The organism is Bacillus sp. FSL K6-3176, assembly GCF_038003325.1.
GTDB classification, from domain to species: domain Bacteria; phylum Bacillota; class Bacilli; order Bacillales; family Bacillaceae; genus Bacillus; species Bacillus altitudinis.
In genome coordinates this window covers 1,482,789-1,498,748 of sequence record NZ_JBBOOX010000001.1, presented here as the reverse complement: position 1 = coordinate 1,498,748, position 15,960 = coordinate 1,482,789, and the positions used below count along the sequence as shown (strand labels likewise).

Genomic DNA, 15,960 nt, shown 5'->3' with positions numbered 1-15,960 from the left:
CGAAAATCTAGTTCTATTCCCAGAACATATTAAATAGTTTTTTCATTTTGCCCGGTTTTTTATTTGTCTCTTGTTGCGCTTTTTGTTTCACTTTCGGTCTTGGCTGAGCTTCTTTTACTTGTGGTGTAGAAGAAACCGGCTCCATGGACGCGCCTACTTCATGAAATGCTTCATCCGGCATTTGGAATCCAACCTGTCTGCCCTGAATCTTTGCATTGCGATAAGCAAAATGGATCAGGCCCACTCCTGTCATATATTGAGGTTCCCTGACCCCAATATAATTAGGACTTGCGATTCTTACATTGTTTTGTAAGACCGTTTGTGCCAGAGAAAGGATACCTGGTATAGCTGCCTGTCCACCTGTTAGAACGAATCCGCCAGGCAAATCATGGACACCCATATTGCGTAATTCCTCTGCCACAAAAAGCAGAATCTCTTCCAATCGCGCTTCGATGATATTGGCTGCTTCAAGTTGTGTATACGTCTGCTTTTGGTCCGTACCGATGACGGAAACTTCAAATGTCTCCTCAGACGATGCCTCATCATAGAATGCATGCCCAAATTGCTTTTTGATTCGTTCAGCTTCTTCAGTGGAAGTTCTAAGTCCTATAGACAAATCTTTTGTAATGTTCTCTCCGCCCAATGGGATACTGTGAGTAGAATAGAGATGCCCGTTTTCAAATACGGATATCGTAGTAGAGCCGCCGCCAATATCGACAAGAGCTACCCCTAGATTTTTTTCATCTTTCGATAACGCTGCTGAACCCGATGCGAGTGGCTGCAAGCAAATATCCATAATTTCAATACCAGCCCGCTCTACACATCGGAGCCAGTTATGTAGAATCGTTTTAGAACCTGTGATTAACGATCCATCCACTTCTAGCCGTACACCTAGCATTTTTTTCGGATCTGTGATCTCATCTCTTCCGTCGACGATAAATTGTCTCGGAATGACGTCTACTACGAGATGTTCTTGCGGAATAGATACTACCTGTGCAGCATCCAAGACACGTCTCACATCTTCAGCATGTATTTCTTTATTTTCACTAGACACTGCGACCACGCCGCTCGTATTCTGAATATGAATGTGGTTTCCGTTAATTCCGACTATCGCCTTTTGTAAAGGAAAACCTACCATTCTCTCAGCCTGTTCAAATGCTTGTCTAATAGAATGAACTGTTTCATCTATATCAACAATCGATCCTTTTTTTAACCCCTCTGAAGGGACATTTCCAACACCTATAATGTTAAGCGAATCATCCGCCATTTCTCCGACGATGACTTTTATATTGGATGTACCGATGTCAAGGCTGACGTAAATTTCATTGTTGTTCATTCTATGGCACCTCCTCACATATCAATACTTTCTATTCTATTATTTGCTGAACAACAATACAATGAATGTGTTTTTACAAGTGTGTAACAAAACTTAAAAAATCAACATTTTTTATTAGGATTACTGAAAATATTCGTTACATCATATGTATATCCTTTTTTATGACTCACTTTTTTTCTTTTTTTCTCTAGAAATTGTCCATTTTGTTAGTAGAATTCTTCGAATAACGGCGATATTTTGAAACAATCTAACACCGAATGCAAACATTCCGACTAAATACAAGTCTACACCAAGATGGACGCCCAGAAAAGCTAAACTTATTGCGAGTATAATATTAAAGAAGAAACCTGATACAAACACTAGTTCATCGTATGCCCCTTGCAGATGTGCTCTGATTCCACCAATCAATGTATCAAGCGCAGCAAGTACAGCGAGGGAAAGATAGTTAGAATACTCATTCGGTATCGTAAAATTCGTTAAGAAACCGATCGCAACTCCTATGATTAGACCAAGTACAGGAAGCCACATTAAGATTTTCCCTCCTTTACATCGTCAAGAGGCTTCAATTCATTTAACTGAATTGTACCGTCAAATGCTTTTAAATGAATTTTTTTCTTCGGCGGTCTAATACTCAAACTAAAATTTTCCTGAGCAAACAAATCACCAATATCTGATACATTTAAACGGCTGTATAATTTATCGGCCTGCTCGCTGACCATCTTAATAGTGACTGTATCACCATCTATGCTGTAACCATCCATTTTCGTCGTACCATTAATATCTCGAATAACACTGGTGTTAATCACCCGGTGTTCATTAATGGAAATATGTTTTGCCCCAAACATATTGGCTTCGTTGATTAATTTTTTCAGAAGATCAGGTGGTATATTTTTGACTTCTTCTCCGGTAAGTTCCTTAGAAAAAAGCTGAGTAATTTCTATTTCAACTCCTTCACCCGTTACCTCTGTAAAACCAGCCTTTTCTTTCAAATCCTTCAACGTTTTTGTTAATTGTGCTTCTTTGGATTGATCTTCTTGGTTGCCATACTTTTTTAGCATTTCATCATATTTATCAATTTCTTTCAATAGATCCAGTTCCTTACTTTTAGATGCAGATAAATCCTCTCTTAATTCCCAAACGTCTCGAGTATCGCGAACTTTAGGCTTTTGTAGAGAGTTAAACTGGATGGAGACCATGATGCCAAATATGACCATCAGGACTGTCAAACTAAGTAATGGCTTCTTTTTCCTCAACACCACTCACCTTTTCACATTTAATCTTTGTTTCTTAGAAGAGGATTCATACGAATATCCTTCTTTTCAATCGTCATGGAAATATGATCACTTGTCAGCTGATCAACCACCCCGCCTGCAATGTTTAATGCAGGAATTAAAACAGCTGGATCTCCAATAGCAGAAATGACAAATGGTGCTGGATGTTGAACACCATCAACCGTGACGACTGGACCGTTACAATGTATGTATGATTGGTGTGTGATTCTTTGTCCGTTTATAGCTACAGCAGATGCCCCTGATATAAATAGTTCGTTTATCACATGGAAAATGTGGCTCTCATGCACAATGTAATTATTGACATTTTGTCCACTCGGGATATAAGATGCATCTTCAAGAGATACTTTTACCCCTTTCCCTTTTACACCTATTTCTCCTGTAAACATTCTGTATTTCTCAACATCTTCCAAAACATTAAAATACTGCTCTTTTTCATTTTTCAAACCAAACTCTGTTGCTTGAACCTTTGATTGAAGACGATAAAGTTCTTTTTCAAGTTTTTGATTCGCCTTTTCTTGCTTTGTTAGCTGACTTTTCAAAGAATATTCTTTTTTCCATTGTTCTGTTCGATTGACATCTGCTTGATGCTGCTTCGTATATTGGTATGAAAAAGAAATCAGAAATCCAAGAACAAGCATTACAATTGAGAATATGACGGTTTTGCCTCTCAACGTTCATCTTCCTTTTTCTTAGATTTAAAAGCTTCAAAATACGTAGCTACTTCCATATGAATAGTACCTTTCTCAGAGGACGAAAGCTCTTTGACAATGGCAGGGTACGTCGTCATTTTATCTGCGAATGTTTTAATTGATGCAATAACGGTGTTTCCATCATTCATATAAAATTTAACGAGCCACTGATTGGAGCTAGTCGGTACGTAATATACTTCTGAGATTAGTTCCTGAATAGAAGCCGGCAGTTGATTCAGAGCTCTCACTGTTTGCTTCAATTTCTCTTTATTGTCCCAATCGACAAAAATAGGTCCTGCGTGACTTGGCGTTACTTCATCTGGCAAAGCCGTCCCGTTTTCAAGAAGCTCATAATAAAAATGTCCCTTTTGCAGATACGCAATATTTGCATACTCTTTGACAGCAATACTGACCTTATTAGGGAAATGTTTTTTGATATTGACACTTTTAATCAATTTATTTTGCTTTATATGGTCTGCTGTCATATCTTTATTTAAATTCCAAAACTCTGTCTCGCCTTCTTTAATTTGCGAAAGTTTAACGAGCTGTTTTGTTGGTACATGTTCATTACCGGTAATGGTTAAAGAAGAAATTTTACTGATTGGTGTTTGCAAATAGACAATAATTAAAACCATGATAAAAAACAGCAAAATAAAAGAGATTAATCTCCGATTCGCTTTCTGCTTCCTTTGTTCTTTAATTTTAGGGATTCGCTCTTCTATATTGACGATCTTTTCATTTTCATGATCAGGCCGCATATATACTCTTCACCTCATTCAAAGCTGCTTGTCCGCACCTTTGGATCATTCTTTATCTCATATTGATTAGAAAACAAACGGCATGAAAAAATGCCGTTTGTTTTCCTGTGATACCATCATTCATAAGTAGTAGCCTTTAATTTGCTTCACCAATAATTTCTACTTCTGTATGCATCTCTACATTGTAGTCATCTTTGATTTTCTTTTGAATGTACTGAATTAAGTCGAGCACATCTTGAGCCTTCGCCCCACCAGCGTTGACAATAAAGTTTCCGTGCATATCAGAAATTCTAGCGCCACCAATCTGATATCCTTTTAAATTCGCCTTTTCTACAAGCTGTCCTGCATATTCAGGTAATGGATTTCGAAAAATACTGCCGGCGCATGGTTTATTATACGGTTGTGTTTCCTTACGATAATCTTTATTTTGCTGCATTTTCTTTGTGATTTTCTCACGTTCGTCCTGTTTAAGCTTGAACACTGCTTCGAGAACAATTCCAGGGCGTTCCTTTTGAAGCACAGAAGTTCGATAGCTAAAGTTCATTTGCTCATTAGTTAACCACTCGATCGTTCCATCTTCAAATAAGACTCTCGCTTTCACAAGAATCTTGCTGATGTCAGATCCATGTGCCCCTGCGTTCATATAAACAGCGCCACCAATAGAACCTGGAATACCAGCTGCGAATTCCAATCCTGACAATCCCTGCTTACTAAGAGACGTCGCGAGTCTTACAACTGAATAGCCTCCGCCAACTGTAATCTCTTCATCATTGACAGTTAAGTGATCAAGCCCAGCGCCCAGCTTTAAAACGACCCCACGAATTCCTTTATCAAGAACAAGTAAATTGGACCCTCTCCCAATGACCGTCCATTGAGTATCATGTTTTTTCACCAGATCCATAATTGTTTTGACAGCATCGACATCTTTAGGGATGACTAATAGATCGGCCGGTCCGCCTATTTTCATTGTCGTATGATTTGCAAGCGGTTCGTTTTCAAGTACTTTACCAACTTGCGCTTCTAATAATTCATTCTTCAAGTTCTCCATATTACCCTCCGCCTTACCTCATATCATTCATCATGAAGTCGTAATTTCTTTTAACACATTATATAAACGTGTGGCCGCATCTGGTACTCCGAGTTCTTTTGTTAAACGGCTCATTTGATGTAGTTTCTCGTCATTACCAGCAATTTCATCAATTGCATGAAGCAAGCGATCTCCAGAAAGCTCTGATTCTCTTAAAACGATCGCAGCATCATGTTTTTCAAGTGATCTTGCGTTAATTTCCTGATGATTTGCGGTCACGTATGGACTCGGAATGAAGATGGTCGGAATTCCAAGTGCCGTCACTTCAGCAATCGTTGTGGCTCCCGCTCTTGCAACAATGACATCAATTGATTTTAAATACTCCGGCATTTGATGCAAGAAAGGCTTTGTGATCATATTCGGCGCTTCACCTTTTTCTTTTAATTCGTTCAGCACTTTTTCATAATGAACCTCACCTGTAATATATAAAAGCTGATAGTTCTTTGCCTTTAATTCATCTTGCATGTCAATCACTGCTTTATTGATTGGAGCTGCACCTCTGCTCCCGCCAAAAATGAGAACCGTTTTTTTCTTCTCATCCAGCCCGAACTCTTTAAGAGATTTTCCCTCTTTAATAGAGACGACTTCAGAGGCTCTTGGGTTTCCCGTAAAAACAACCTTTTCTGAAGGAAAGTGTTCCTTTGCTTCTTCAAAACAGATGGCTACTTTATTCACATATCGTGCCAGAAACTTATTTGTGATGCCTGGCAGGCTATTTTGTTCGTGAATGATCGTCGGGATTTTTAGCTTAGACGCAGCATAAACAACAGGACCACACACATAACCACCTGTTCCAATAACAGCATCCGGCTTAAATTCTTTTAAATAAGATTTACTTTTTTGGACGCCCTTTAGAAACCTCATCACTGTTTTTACATTATCAAAGGAAAGCTTTCTTTTAAAACCTGAAATTTCAATTGATTTAAATGGGATATTTTCTCTTTCTACAATTTTCTTTTCAAGCCCGTTCTCAGTGCCAATATATAAAAATTCCACATCAGGATGCAGTCTTTTCACTTCTTTAATAAAAGCTAGAGCAGGATAAATATGCCCGCCTGTTCCGCCTCCACTAATAACTATACGCATTATACCATTTCCCCTCAATTTTTTTCTGCTCTGAACAAAGTATAAACCCTGTTTTAAACAACAGGGCTCCGTCAAAACCTGTAAAGAAGAGTCAATCATCATGTTTTCGAAACAGAAACTGCCATTTTCACTCTTCAAATCATTTTTTCATACTTTTGCAAAATAAAAGTCTATATGGTTTCATGAACTATCAGCACATTAATATCTAGCATACCTGCTTACATTCAAAAGTACGCCAATTGCCATCAGCATTAATGTCAGTGATGAACCGCCATAACTTAAGAATGGGAGTGTGATGCCCGTCACAGGGATGAGACCAGTGACAACTGCGATATTAATCATTACTTGAATGGCAACCATTGAGATGATACCCACTGCCAAGAAACTTCCATATAAATCTGGTGCCCCGAGGGCTATTCTAATGCCTCTCCACAATAGAACACTAAAGAGCAGCAAAATGAGTGATCCACCTATAAATCCAAGTTCTTCAGACAATATAGCAAAGATAAAGTCTGTTTGAGGCTCAGGCAAATAGAAGAATTTTTGTCTACTCTGACCTAGCCCCATTCCAAACAGACCGCCTGGACCGACAGCGTATAAGGATTGAATAATTTGAAACCCGCTGCCAAGTGGATCCTCCCAAGGATTTAAATAAGATGTAATTCGTTTTATTCGATAGGGTGCTGATAAGACAAGTGCGGCAAATCCGCTAAGCCCTAAAAGACCGAGAAAGATAAAGTGAGCGATTCTCGCACCTGAAACAAATATCATAATAATACAGGTTCCAACCATAACCGTTCCTGTACCTAGGTCCGGCTGCAGCATAATGATGGCAAATGCAGAAAACACAATGCCTAGTGCTGGGGCGAAACCTTTACGAAAGGATGTGATATTCTTTTGTTTTTCAGATAAGAATTTTGCAAGAAACGCAATCATCGCAAGCTTCATAAATTCAGAGGGCTGAATACTAAACGCACCGACACCAATCCAGCTTCTTGAACCATTTCTCTCCATACCGATACCAGGAATCAAGACAAGCACGAGGAGGAGAAAACACACTGCAATCAGTATCTTTGACCAAGTCCGCCACGTCCAATAATCGACCCGCATAATGAAAAACATTGCGATAACTCCGATTCCGGCAAACAAAAGCTGTCTTTTTGCAAAATAAAACGAATCATCAAATTTATACGATGCCCACACAGCACTTGCGCTGTACACCATAATTAAACCAATCGTCAATAAAAGTAACGTAATGACAACAAGCAAAAAATCCGGAGAAGTTTTCTTATTCGTCAAGAGACCGACACCCCAAGCATAATTTCATTTGGGCTGTCAGTCATATGAGAGACAAGCCCTTATTTAAGCATATGCACGGCGTTTACAAACATGTCTCCACGTTCTTCAAATGTTTTATGCTGATCCCAACTTGCACAAGCCGGAGACAATAAAATCACGTCTTCTTCTTCAGATATGCTAAACGCCGCAGGTACTGCTTGTTCAACATTATCGACATGTTTTACGTGATGTATTCCCAGCTCTTCACCAAGCTTCACAAACTTAGGCGCAGTCTCACCAAATGTAATCATTCCTTTTACATTCTTCATAAAAGGTTTTAATTCATCAAATTCATTGCCACGATCCAGTCCACCTGCTAGTAAAATGGTCGGCTGCTTGAAGGCAGACAAAGCTTTACTTGTTGCCAGTATATTGGTCGCTTTACTGTCATTATAAAATTTTCTATTTTGAATCGTCTCCACAAATTGCAAACGATGCTTCACTCCACTAAATGTAGTAAGAACTTGTGCAATCGCTTCGTTTGAGCAGCCTGCATTTTTTACAACACAAATAGCTGCTAGAATATTTTCTTGGTTATGCTCACCAGGAAGAACAACATCCTTTAGGTCAATGACATGTTCATTCATATAGTAGATGGCACCATCTTTAATAAACGCTCCATGTGCTACCGGCTCTTTAACTGAGAAAAACACTTTTTGCGCTTTCGAATCTTCTGCTAGTTTGACAACAGATGGATCATCTAGGTTAACCACAGCTATGTCATCTTCCAGTTGATGTGCATACACTTTCTGTTTTGCTTTTTCGTATTCTTCACGCGTGTGATGATAGTCTAAATGTGCGTCAAAAATATTTAATATTAAGCTGATTTTAGGTCTGAATTCAACGGTTCCCATTAACTGAAATGAAGAGAGCTCAGTTACGATCCATTCATCGCCCGCTGCACGCGCGGCAACTTCACTTGCGACCGTTCCGATATTACCTGCTACCAATGTTTTTTGGCTGTCTTTTTTCAACATTTCATAAATCAAAGTAGTCGTGGTCGTTTTTCCATTTGATCCGGTAATCCCAATAAAAGGAGATGAGGTCAAATGATACGCCAATTCTATTTCAGTCCAAACTGGAATTTTTCGGCGAAGCGCCTCTTGGACCATCACATTCTCATAAGGAATTCCAGGGTTCTTAATTAAAATCGTAATTTCTTTATCGTCGAACACACGAAGAGGATGACTGCCACAAATGACATCAATCCCCTTTTCAGAAAGTAACTGAGCAGGCTCGTTTTCTTCAAAAGCTTTTTGGTCATTGACCGTCACGTTTATTCCGTGCTCGTGAAGAATTGAGGCTGCCGCATATCCGCTTTTTGCAAGGCCTAGTACTAGTACATGTTCGTCTTTTAACATTTGCATCCTATTCAATTATAACCACACCTCGATGTAAATTCCTAAAACAGCAAGCAATAAACCAGCTGTCCAGAAGGTGACAACTACTCTCCACTCAGACCAGCCAACTAACTCATAGTGGTGGTGAAGCGGGCTCATCTTAAAGATTCTTTTTCCAGTTGTTTTGAAGGAGATGACTTGAAGGATAACGGATAACGTTTCAACAACAAATACTCCTCCAATAATGACGAGTAAAATCTCAAGTTTCGTTAAAATGGCAATGGCCACGATGGCACCGCCTAAAGCAAGCGATCCCGTATCACCCATAAATACTTTTGCAGGATGCGCATTAAAGACAAGGAACCCAAGGACAGCGCCTGCTACTGCTACCGAAAAGATCGCAACATCATACTGAGATTGATTCCAAGCCAATATAGCAAAAGCTCCGAATGCAATAGCAGCTGTTCCAGATAATAAACCATCAAGTCCATCCGTAAGGTTTACCGCATTAGAACCACCGACAAGCATGAAAACGACGAGGATAAAGTATGCCCATCCTAAGTCAAAGCTGACATCTGTTCCTGGAATGCGAATAGTCGTTGCAAACTCATAATAATGGAAGACTGCATAGAAAATCACAGCAATCACAATTTGCCCGATCAGTTTTTGTTTCGATGTTAAGCCAAGATTTCGTTTCATCGCTACTTTAATATAATCATCTAAAAATCCTAATAATCCGTAGCCAAGGGTGACAAATAACAATAAAAACATTTCTGGACTAATCTCAGAGAATTTGTTAATCATCACGATCGTTGTAATTGTAATAGAAAAGATAATCATAATTCCACCCATTGTTGGGGTACCAGATTTCTTTTGGTGAGACTGAGGTCCTTCTTCTCTAATACTTTGACCAAATTTAAGCCTTCTTAAAAACGGAATAAAAATCGGGGATAAAAGAACACTGATTAAAAATCCCATTATGATTGTAAACAATATCACCTGTTCAAGCATTGTTCTTTACTCCTTCCGAATTTCCAAAGCCGTTTTCCATTAGAAAATAGCATTCATTATTATGATATTCATTCGTGTCTTTCGTATGTTGTTTTTGTACAAAATGCTTCATTTCATTACACTCTTTTCATCATTTTTAAGATTTGTTTAGATCTAAAATAGCGTCCGCTGCCACCTTGGCATCATCAAAGTCATAGACTTGATCACCAATGATTTGGTACGTCTCATGGCCTTTTCCAGCTATTAAGACTGTATCGCCCTTTTTTGCATTAGCAATGGCAAAAAAGATGGCCTGTTTCCGGTTCACAAAGCTGTGGTAATAGGCGTTTGGCACGCCATTTTCCATGTCTTTCAAAATGGCTGATGGATCTTCACTTCTTGGATTATCTGATGTGAAAACAGGCTCATCTGCATATTTCACAGCGATTTGGGCCATCTGAGGGCGCTTGGTTTTATCACGGTCGCCCCCGCAGCCAACTACACAGAAAATTCTACCTTCTGTTAATTCTCTGCACGTAGTCAGTACATTTTCTAAACTGTCAGGTGTGTGCGCATAATCAACGATGACTGGGAAGTCTTGATCAAAATTCACAAGTTCGAATCTTCCTTTGACTCCCTCAAGTTCTTCAATGGCACTAACGATCGTTTCAAACGTTAAGCCTGATACAATTCCTACTGATACAGCTGCTAGAATGTTATACACATTGAATTTCCCAATAAGGGCAACCGTCACGTTTTTTGTGCCGATTGGGGTAATCAAATCAAATTGTGTTCCCTTTGGTTTGATTTGAATGTTCTTTGCCATTACATCTGATTCTTGCTCTAAGCCATACGTCATAATTTCAGCAGCTGTGACTTTTTCAAAATAACTAGACGCTTCATCATCTGCATTTAAAATGGCATGCTTCGGCTTATCGTGCTGAAAGGCACTTCCGAGCTGGGAAAAGAGCAAGCTTTTTGCATGTTTATATTCTTCCATTGTGTTGTGGTAGTCCAAATGATCTTGGGTAAGATTTGTAAAGACGGCAATATCATAATCACATCCATGAACACGCCCAAGATGCAAAGCATGTGATGATACTTCCATAATGGCCGTATCTACGTCTTGATCAAGCATCTGCTTAAAGGTCTTCTGAAGGGTGACACTCTCAGGTGTTGTGTTTTTCACTTCGAGAATTTCATCGTTTACCTTCATATACATCGTACCGATTAAACCTGTTTTTTTATCGGCTTTTCTCATGATTTGCTCAATCATGTGTGTTGTGGACGTCTTCCCGTTCGTTCCTGTAATACCAATTAGATTGAGTTGATGAGTTGGCTGTTCGTAAAAAGCATCTGCTATTCTTGCAAGTGCTCTTTGAGAGTGTTTTACAATAATGACTGGTACATCTGTTATGTGAAGTGGGTGTTCTGCTACAATCGCTGCAGCCCCGCTTTTCACTGCTTTTTCAGCATAATCATGTCCATCTACTGTATAGCCTTTTATACAGACAAAAAGACTCCCTTTTTTCACTTCTCTTGAATCCATTTCAATGGAAGTAATCTCCGGATTTTCGTTTATCAGTTCACTGTTTTCACTTTTAAAGTATGTAAGGAGTTCTTGTAATTTCATTTCATATCAAACCTCTCAAATTCGTTCACGTGCATGTCTTGTGAAAAAAACACACAGTCTATATTTTATCGTAAAAAAAAGGATACATCCAGCGTATTCCTTAAGTTTCTCTTGGAAAAAGCACACTTTATGCTCTTTTTTTAAAGCGACCCTTCTCTTTCAACAAAAAGAGGCAGCCGAATGAGTGCGGCTACCCTCTGTTCATTCTTTATTATTCATCATTTAAGTATAATCGGATCGTGGAACCTTCTTTGACCTTTGTGCCGGCAGCAGGCGATTGCTTCACCACTTTACTGCCAGTTCCTGAAGCATCAATCTTTAAATTAATCAGGAGTGATTCAAGGTCAGAAACAGATCCTCCTACAAGATTCGGTACCTCAATGGTTTTTGTGTCCAGCCATTGATACTTCTTTTCAATTTGTCCTTTTCTTTTTTTCACGCCCATTTCAGGCAGACTGTCTCGCATAATATGGCCCACAATAGGTGCTGCTACTGTCCCACCAAATTGAATCGTGCCTTTTGGGTTATCTACTGCTACATATACAACAATGCTTGGATCATCCGCAGGTGCAAACCCGATAAATGACACAATGTGGTTATTTTCCATGTACTTTCCGTCTTTTACTTTCTGTGCTGTTCCTGTTTTTCCGCCCACCCGATATCCTTCAACGAATGCATTCCGGCCAGTTCCTTGAGCGACTACACTTTCAAGGGCATACCTGATTTCTTTAGACGTCTCCGCTGAAATGACTTTCTTCTTAGCAATTGGTGATTGCTTTTTCACTACCTCTTTTGTAATTGGATCGATCCATTCTTTTGCAATATACGGCGTGTAAAGCGTTCCTCCATTTACTGCGGCTGCCACTGCAGCCACTTGTTGAATCGGCGTAACAGATACACCTTGACCAAAGGCTGTTGTTGCCTGTTCTACAGGACCAACACGATCAAGCGGGAACAAAATTCCTCTACCTTCTCCTTGAAGGTCGATTCCTGTCTTTTGACCAAAGCCGAAATTTTTTATATAAGAAAATAATTTATCTTTTCCAAGACGGTCGCCTAGCTCGACGAATCCTGGGTTACAAGAGTTTTGTACCACTTCTAGAAACGACTGTGATCCATGTCCTCCCTTTTTCCAGCATCTGAGCCTTGCGCCATCCACTGTCACAGATCCGCTATCAAAAAAATGATCACGTTTTAAATTTACTTTATTTTCTTCCAGGGCAGCTGCCAGTGTAATGATTTTAAACGTCGATCCTGGCTCATATGTGCTCCACACCGGTAAGTTTCGGTTAAATACTTTTGAATCAACTGATTGATAGTCAGCCGGATCAAAGTCAGGTCTGCTCGACATTCCCAGCACCTCACCATTTTTCGGATTCATGGCAATGGCAATCATGCCATCTGGGTTATATTTTGCTTGGGCATTGTCTAGTTCTCGTTCGATGATGGTTTGTACTTTTGAATCAACGGTTAATTTCATATCAAGCCCATCTTTAGGCGGTGTATAATCATCTGCTTCATCTGGCATTTTCTGCCCTTTTGCATCAGAATAAAATTTCACAGAGCCTTTTTCACCTTTTAGGTCATCATCATAGTACGCTTCTAGCCCAAGTAAGCCTTGATTATCAATTCCAGCAAAACCTAATACATGAGATAAGAAACTTCCAAACGGGTAATGTCTGATGCTGTCCTCTGCTACATAGACTCCATCTAAATCAAGCTCTCTGACTTCTTTTGCTTTTTCATGAGATACTTTTCTCCCCTCTGGGGAAATCCGCTCTATAGACGTTTTCTTGGTGACATGCTTGTACGCTTTCTCCTCAGACATATTCAGCACTGCTGCTAATTTCTTGCTTGTTTCTGCTGGGTCTTTCACCTGCCGCGGCACGACTAAAATAGAGGGAGCACTTTTGTTCGTCGCAAGCTCCACTCCATTTCGATCCAAAATATCTCCTCGTTCTGGTTCAAATGGGAGGTTACGGCTCCATGAATCTTTCGCTAAACTTGTCAGCTTCTCGCCCATAATAAACTGCACATATCCTAATCTAGTATCTATGATGAAAAAAATGATCACCCCAAACAGCAGAACGAAAAGCAATCGTTTTCTCACTGTTACACTTGACACTCGCACGCCCGGTTCACTCCTTACATATGGCTTGTTTTCATCATATGCAGGCTCGTCTTTTTATAGAACGATCTCGTCCATCGCTCAAGCAAAAGAAAAAAACCTAGCAAATGATTTGCTAGGTTTTCAAGTTAATTTGGACTTTTGAAGGTCACTGTGACGACTTTATCTGAAATCTCCGCTCCACTTTTCACGCTTTGTTTGACAGCATATCCCTGTCCATTTGTTTCAATATGCACACCCGAAATAGACGCATATTGAAGAACTTCCCTTCTGGACCAGCCTGTCATATCAGGCATTTTAATGGTTTTCCCTGCTGTTTTCAAAAAGACTTTCTGGCTTTCAGAGAATTCAGACCCCGCATTGGGCCATTGGCGTTTAATGGATAGACCGTCACCAATGACAACAGGTGATAACTTTTTGTTTTTTGCTTCTGTTTCTGCCTGTTTCACTTCTAAATCTAGGAATGATGGCATTGTTTCTTGTTTTATTTTCTGTTTGCCAGATTTTTTATCATCTGTTTTTGTTGGTGCGATATTTAAATAAAGCAAACTATTTTTCATCACAGGGTTAAAGATTTCTGAAACAGGGGCAGAGCCTGTTTGTGTTTCAGATAGCTGAGGCTGTTGGACAGCCACATAAACGAGTAGCTTCGGATCATCTTTTGGTGCCATTCCCATAAATGAAAAGACGTAATCGTTTCTCCCTTGAAGGTAGCCGCCAGCACCGCCAATTTGTCCTGTGCCCGTTTTCCCAGCGACATCAAAACCTTTGATTTGATATGGCTGTCCTGTGCCAATTTTTGAGGAAACGACCTCACCTAAAATGTCACGGACTTGCTTCGCTGTATCAGAAGAAATTGGTTTTCCTGCCACTGTTGGTTCGTGCTGTAAAATTGTTTTGTTTGTGTTCGGGTCTGTAATATGATCGATTACATATGGCTTCATCATCGTTCCACCGTTGGCAATGGCTGTCGCCGCTTCAATTTGCTGAATTGGGGTAATCGCTGACGCCTGACCATAAGCAGTCGATGCTTTGTCATATTCGTATCTGAAATTGATTTTACTAGACGCTTCGTTCGGCAAGTCTATACCTGTTTTGTCATAGAAATGGAATTTTTGCAAGTATTGTTCGTAGCGTGTGAAACCTAGCTTTTCTTTTGCCAGTTTCGCAAAAGCTACGTTTGAAGAACGTAGAACACCTTCATGAAAATCAATTTTTCCCCAGCCATTTCCGTTGTTATGGTCTCTTACAAGACCGCCGCCTACTTTATAAGTACCAGACTGATACTTGTCACTGCCTTGGTACACTCCTTCTTGGATAGCAGCAGCGAGTGTGAAAATTTTCATCGTTGAACCTGGTTCAAATGCGTAGGAAATGACATCGTTGTTATAATTCGTAATGTCGAGTTCATTTAAATTAAAGCTTGGCCGCTGTCCCATTGCAAGAACTCTTCCAGTTTTCGGATCAACGACTGTCGCAATGATTTTCTTCGGCTTATATTTTTTAGCGACCTGCGTCATACTTTCTTCAAGAAATGCTTGAATTTTTTGGTCGATGGTCAGAGTGACGTTTTTCCCGTCTTTCGGGGCAACGATGTCTTCTTTACTATTCGGAAGTGCCCATCCGCTTCTGTCGCTGTTATACGTTACATAGCCATCTTTTTCTTTTAAATATTTATTCAGCGCCTTTTCTAGACCCATTGCGCCTGACATGTCCTTCGTTGCTTCATCTAATCTAGCATAACCGATTAAGTTCGAAGCAAACATGCCGTTTGGATAATACCTCTTTGTATCTTTTTCAAAGGCGATCCCAGGAAGTTTTAGCTTTTCAATTTTTTCCTTTGTTGAAAAACTAATATCCTTTCCGGCTTTACCAAACTCGACTTGGAATGCATCCTTTGTATTCAGACGCTTTAAAATTTCACTCTCACTCATATCAATGACCTTTGACAGCTCTTTTGCTGTTTTTTCTTTGTCAACGACATGCATCGGATGTTTTGGATCGACCGTCATTTTCTTGCTCATGATCGCAATCAGCTTATACACAGATGTATCTTCTGCAATCACATTTCCGTTTCTGTCTAAAATGGACCCTCTTTTGGCTTCAAGTGTTTTTTTCGATTGATATTGTTCATTGGCTTTTGCAGCTAACACTTGTCCATCGACGGTTCCCGTAATCTGAATATAAATAAAACGTGCAAGGATGATAAAGAAAAACAGGGCGAAGCAAATACTCGCAATTGCCGCGCCTCTGTTCATCATTTTATTCTTTTTAGGCATCGCC

The 15,960-nt window shown here is 39.7% G+C and carries 13 protein-coding genes; all 13 read right to left on the bottom strand.

What is annotated here, in order from left to right:
* Nucleotides 1–13: 13 nt before the first annotated feature.
* The 13 genes from ftsA to MHB38_RS07730 all read right to left on the bottom strand — a co-directional run bounded on the left by ftsA (nucleotide 14) and on the right by MHB38_RS07730 (nucleotide 15,956).
* Complete coding sequence (ftsA, locus tag MHB38_RS07790; RefSeq protein ID WP_007499754.1) at nucleotides 14–1,336, bottom strand: cell division protein FtsA; 1,323 nt, start codon at nucleotides 1,334–1,336, stop codon at nucleotides 14–16.
* A gap of 159 nt (nucleotides 1,337–1,495) precedes the next feature.
* Nucleotides 1,496–1,864, bottom strand: coding sequence for a small basic family protein (locus tag MHB38_RS07785; RefSeq protein WP_003210988.1), 369 nt, complete (start codon nucleotides 1,862–1,864; stop codon nucleotides 1,496–1,498).
* On the bottom strand, nucleotides 1,864–2,589 hold the full coding sequence (locus tag MHB38_RS07780; protein WP_007499758.1) for a DUF881 domain-containing protein: 726 nt from the start codon (nucleotides 2,587–2,589) through the stop codon (nucleotides 1,864–1,866). The genes MHB38_RS07785 and MHB38_RS07780 overlap by 1 nt, the downstream gene beginning before the upstream one ends.
* 20 nt (nucleotides 2,590–2,609) lie before the next feature.
* A complete protein-coding gene (locus MHB38_RS07775; RefSeq protein ID WP_017367196.1) occupies nucleotides 2,610–3,299 on the bottom strand; it encodes a DUF881 domain-containing protein in 690 nt (229 codons plus the stop codon).
* Nucleotides 3,296–4,075, bottom strand: a complete 780-nt coding sequence (locus MHB38_RS07770; RefSeq protein ID WP_035392138.1) for a cell division protein FtsQ/DivIB — start codon at nucleotides 4,073–4,075, stop codon at nucleotides 3,296–3,298. The genes MHB38_RS07775 and MHB38_RS07770 overlap by 4 nt, the downstream gene beginning before the upstream one ends.
* Before the next feature lie 136 nt (nucleotides 4,076–4,211).
* Nucleotides 4,212–5,123, bottom strand: coding sequence for a UDP-N-acetylmuramate dehydrogenase (gene murB, locus MHB38_RS07765; protein ID WP_216895046.1), 912 nt, complete (start codon nucleotides 5,121–5,123; stop codon nucleotides 4,212–4,214).
* A 30-nt stretch (nucleotides 5,124–5,153) separates the two neighbouring features.
* Nucleotides 5,154–6,248, bottom strand: a complete 1,095-nt coding sequence (gene murG, locus MHB38_RS07760) for an undecaprenyldiphospho-muramoylpentapeptide beta-N-acetylglucosaminyltransferase (protein WP_008344982.1) — start codon at nucleotides 6,246–6,248, stop codon at nucleotides 5,154–5,156.
* Between the two features lie 198 nt (nucleotides 6,249–6,446).
* On the bottom strand, nucleotides 6,447–7,547 hold the full coding sequence (gene spoVE / locus MHB38_RS07755; protein WP_007499768.1) for a stage V sporulation protein E: 1,101 nt from the start codon (nucleotides 7,545–7,547) through the stop codon (nucleotides 6,447–6,449).
* A 59-nt stretch (nucleotides 7,548–7,606) separates the two neighbouring features.
* A complete protein-coding gene (gene murD / locus MHB38_RS07750; protein ID WP_370648319.1) occupies nucleotides 7,607–8,953 on the bottom strand; it encodes a UDP-N-acetylmuramoyl-L-alanine--D-glutamate ligase in 1,347 nt (448 codons plus the stop codon).
* Nucleotides 8,954–8,962: 9 nt separating this feature from the next.
* On the bottom strand, nucleotides 8,963–9,937 hold the full coding sequence (mraY, locus tag MHB38_RS07745; protein WP_007499771.1) for a phospho-N-acetylmuramoyl-pentapeptide-transferase: 975 nt from the start codon (nucleotides 9,935–9,937) through the stop codon (nucleotides 8,963–8,965).
* A 136-nt stretch (nucleotides 9,938–10,073) separates the two neighbouring features.
* Nucleotides 10,074–11,549, bottom strand: a complete 1,476-nt coding sequence (locus MHB38_RS07740) for a UDP-N-acetylmuramoyl-L-alanyl-D-glutamate--2,6-diaminopimelate ligase (protein WP_048002854.1) — start codon at nucleotides 11,547–11,549, stop codon at nucleotides 10,074–10,076.
* A gap of 211 nt (nucleotides 11,550–11,760) precedes the next feature.
* Nucleotides 11,761–13,680, bottom strand: a complete 1,920-nt coding sequence (locus MHB38_RS07735) for a stage V sporulation protein D (RefSeq protein ID WP_017359366.1) — start codon at nucleotides 13,678–13,680, stop codon at nucleotides 11,761–11,763.
* 125 nt (nucleotides 13,681–13,805) lie between these two features.
* A complete protein-coding gene (locus MHB38_RS07730; RefSeq protein WP_024720306.1) occupies nucleotides 13,806–15,956 on the bottom strand; it encodes a penicillin-binding protein in 2,151 nt (716 codons plus the stop codon).
* Nucleotides 15,957–15,960: the final 4 nt, after the last annotated feature.